We start from the raw sequence: 2,652 nt of genomic DNA on the forward strand, positions 1-2,652 counted from the left end.
CGGCAGCGGCTGCCGAAGCGAGTTCGGCCTTGGACATTTCCATGATCAACCTTTGCGAATTTCTCTGACGAAAAACCTTGGGTGCCCCTGGCGCGTACTCTTGTGAAGCCGGTTCGGGACTTGAGGCCTCGGCCATGGGCGACTGGAATGCTGCGCCGGACCGGGACCCGTTTGCCTTGTTGGATGGAGCGATTATTGCACTGCAATATGCACCGTGGGTGGCTTCAGGAGAAAATTTTTCCCCCGATGCCATAATCGGCCGTTTACCCCCTTTTTCCCCTGCGGCGCCCGTGGCGCGGCGCCCACACTCCCCGCAACGGCCCCCCGCCCTTGGCCACCGAGCAAGAGCTGTCAGATTTCCTCAAGAACGTGGACCGGCGTGCCTTCAAGCGCACGCTCTACCACGTGCGCGATGAGGACGCGGCCCTGGACATCGTGCAGGACAGCATGATGAAGCTGGCGCAGCACTACGGTGACCGTCCGGCGGCCGAGCTGCCGATGCTGTTCCATCGCATCCTCGGCAACAGCACGCTCGACTGGTTTCGCCGCCAGAAGACCCGCAGGGCGCTGTTCACCAACCTGAGCGACTTCGAAGGGCCGCTCGAGGACGGCGGCGATTTCGATCTGCTGGAGGCGCGCAGCAGCACCCCCGAGGGCGAACCCGTCCCGAGTGCGGAGGACACGGTGCGGCGCTCGCAGCTGCTGCAGGGCATCGAAGAAGAAATCCAGGCGCTGCCGCCCCGTCAACGCGAGGCCTTTCTGCTGCGTTACTGGGAGGAACTGGATGTTGCGGAGACTGCCGCCGCCATGGGCTGCTCGGAGGGCAGCGTCAAGACCCACTGCTTCCGCGCGGTACAAACGCTCAGCCGCGCACTGAAAGCCAAAGGAATCACGCCATGAACCGCCCTGAGACCCTCTCCTGCGCCGAGCTGGCGCTGGACGCCTACGCCCGGCGCATCGCCGCGCGCCTGGATGGCGCGGCCGACGCCCTGCCCCACGACGTCACGGAGCGCCTGCGCGCCGCGCGGATGCAGGCGCTGGGCCTGCGCCGCCGCCCCGCCGCGCAGCTGGCGCCGCAGCCGGCCTCCAGCTTGGCGCTGCTCTACGCCGGGAGCGGGACGGCAGGCCTCGGCGCGGCCGGCAGCCCCCACGGATGGTGGCGCTCGCTCGCGTCCGCCCTGCCGCTGGCCGCGCTGCTGGTCGGGGTGCTGCTGTTCAACCTCGGCCACGATCTGGCACCGGATTCGCCTCTGCCTGACGTGGACACCGCGCTGCTGGCCGACGAGCTGCCTCCGGCAGCCTATGCCGATCCCGGCTTCGTGCAGTACCTGCGCTCCGCCGGCCCAGCCCGCTGAGGCGCGGAGGACCACCCTGCCTGCATGAGTGCTTCGCCCAGCCAGCGCGCTGCCACCCAGCTTCCGGCCTTGCTCCTCGCCCTGGCGCTGCTGCTGGCGCTGGCGGCCACTGGCCTGCGGGCCGTCGCAGCGCTGCGCATGGCGCCGGCGACGCTGCTGCCGGCGCAGGTGCTGGACGGGGCGCGCCAGGCCTCCCTATTGGAAGGCCGCTTCCTGCTGGGTGCGGAGGCGGCGCCCTTCTGGAGCGAGCTGGACGAGGCGCGCAAGGCCGTGCTCGCCCCGCTGGCTGCCCACTGGCGCGGTCTGGGTCCGGCCCAGAAGCGCCGCTGGCTCCAGCTCGCCGACCGCTACCCGCAGCTGCCGCCCGAAGAGCAGGCGAAGCTGACGGCGCGGCTGCGCGACTGGGTCAGCCTGAGCGCCCAGCAGCGCAATCAGGCGCGCCTGAACTACGCCGCGACGACCGATGTGGCGCCCGACACCCGCCGCGCCCGCTGGGAAGCCTACCAGGCGCTGAGCACCGAGGAAAAGGCGGAGCTTGCAGCCAAGGCCCGGCCCAAGCCGAAGCGCCCGCCCACACCGCGCCCGACCGGGGCGGCCGCGGCGCCCCCGTCCGCCGCCGAGGGCAAGCTGGCACGCGTCCCGGCCGCCGCGGGCCTGCCCGCCACCGTCCCGAACCCGCCCAAGATCCTTCTGCCCGAGCAACCCCACGCCGTGCAGGCCCTGCCGGTGCCGCCGCCGGTTGTGGTAGAAACCATGCCCGTCGAGACGCCTTCTGCGGCCCCCGTGCCGCTGCCGCCGCTGCCGCCCGTGGAAGAGGAAACGCCGCAGGAGCCCGAGAGGCGCCCACTGGAATCCATGGAGCCGCTGCATCCGCCCCAGTAGCAGCGCCTCGCCTTCGCTGACCACCCGCATGTCCGTCCCCCGCCCCGCCGGGCCCTCCCTGCCGCTGCCTCGTTCCGCCTCTGGCGCGCCGTTGCTGGCGCCGCCGCTGCGCCGGCGCATGGCCTGCTGGCTCTACGAGGGCATGCTGATGTTCGGCGTGGTGTTCATCGCGGGCTACCTGTTCAGCACCCTCACCCAGACCCGCCACGGACTGGACAACCGGCACGGGCTGCAGGCCTTCCTGTTCCTGGTCTTTGGCATCTATTTCACCTGGTTCTGGTCGCGCGGCCACACGCTGGCGATGAAGACCTGGCACATCCGCGTGGTCGACCGCAACGGCCGCCCGCTCACCCAGGGGCGCGCGCTGCTGCGCTACCTGCTGAGCTGGCTGTGGTTCCTGCCGCCACTGGCGGCG

Annotated in this window: 4 protein-coding genes; all 4 read left to right on the forward strand. The window is 70.9% G+C overall.

Features of this window, described 5'->3' with window-relative positions:
* Positions 1-330 precede the first annotated feature (330 nt).
* The gene (locus A612_RS15125; RefSeq protein ID WP_019375279.1) at positions 331-900 is read left to right on the forward strand and encodes an RNA polymerase sigma factor; all 570 of its coding nucleotides are present in this window, start codon (positions 331-333) and stop codon (positions 898-900) included.
* The gene (locus A612_RS15130) at positions 897-1,355 is read left to right on the forward strand and encodes a DUF3619 family protein (protein WP_019375280.1); all 459 of its coding nucleotides are present in this window, start codon (positions 897-899) and stop codon (positions 1,353-1,355) included. The genes A612_RS15125 and A612_RS15130 overlap by 4 nt, the downstream gene beginning before the upstream one ends.
* Before the next feature lie 24 nt (positions 1,356-1,379).
* Positions 1,380-2,237 (forward strand): DUF3106 domain-containing protein, encoded by an 858-nt coding sequence (locus tag A612_RS15135; protein ID WP_019375281.1) that lies wholly within the window; start codon positions 1,380-1,382, stop codon positions 2,235-2,237.
* Between the two features lie 28 nt (positions 2,238-2,265).
* The coding region (locus A612_RS15140; RefSeq protein ID WP_081501208.1) for an RDD family protein at positions 2,266-2,652 on the forward strand (387 nt) is incomplete at its 3' end.

It is taken from the genome of Melaminivora alkalimesophila (assembly GCF_000282995.1).
GTDB lineage: Bacteria > Pseudomonadota > Gammaproteobacteria > Burkholderiales > Burkholderiaceae_C > Melaminivora > Melaminivora alkalimesophila.